At 66.3% G+C, this 715-nt stretch carries 1 protein-coding gene; it reads right to left on the reverse strand.

The window, feature by feature from the left end:
* A partial coding sequence (locus Vse01_RS29180; RefSeq protein WP_204019293.1) for a HAMP domain-containing protein occupies positions 1-715 on the reverse strand: 715 nt, incomplete at both ends.

A 715-nucleotide genomic window follows, 5' to 3' on the forward strand; every position in this document is an offset into this window, starting at 1 on the left:
CCGTGTTCTTCAGCTCCAGGATCTCGCCCTGCGCGTCGACCGTGATCTTCTGCGACAGGTCACCGTTGGCCACCGCGGTGGTGACCGAGGCGATGTTGCGGACCTGGCTGGTCAGGTTCGACGCCATCGAGTTCACGTTGTCGGTCAGATCCCGCCAGGTGCCGGCAACGCCGCGCACCTGGGCCTGGCCGCCCAGCTTGCCCTCGGTACCCACCTCACGGGCCACCCGCGTCACCTCGTCGGCGAACGACGACAGCTGATCCACCATCGTGTTCACCGTCGACTTCAGCTCCAGGATCTCGCCCCGGGCATCCACCGTGATCTTCTGGCTCAGGTCACCCTTGGCGACCGCCGTGGAGACCTGGGCGATGTTCCGTACCTGGGCGGTCAGGTTCGACGCCATCGAGTTCACGTTGTCGGTCAGATCCCGCCAGGTGCCGCTGACGCCCTTGACCTGAGCCTGACCGCCGAGGTTGCCCTCGGTGCCCACCTCACGGGCCACCCGCGTCACCTCGTCGGCGAACGACGACAGCTGATCGACCATCGTGTTCACCGTCGACTTCAGCTCCAGGATCTCGCCCCGGGCATCCACCGTGATCTTCTGCGACAGGTCGCCCCGCGCCACCGCCGTGGTGACCGAGGCGATGTTCCGTACCTGGCTGGTCAGGTTCGACGCCATCGAGTTCACGTTGTCGGTCAGGTCCCGCCACGTACC

The organism is Micromonospora sediminimaris, assembly GCF_016863575.1.
GTDB lineage: Bacteria > Actinomycetota > Actinomycetes > Mycobacteriales > Micromonosporaceae > Micromonospora > Micromonospora sediminimaris.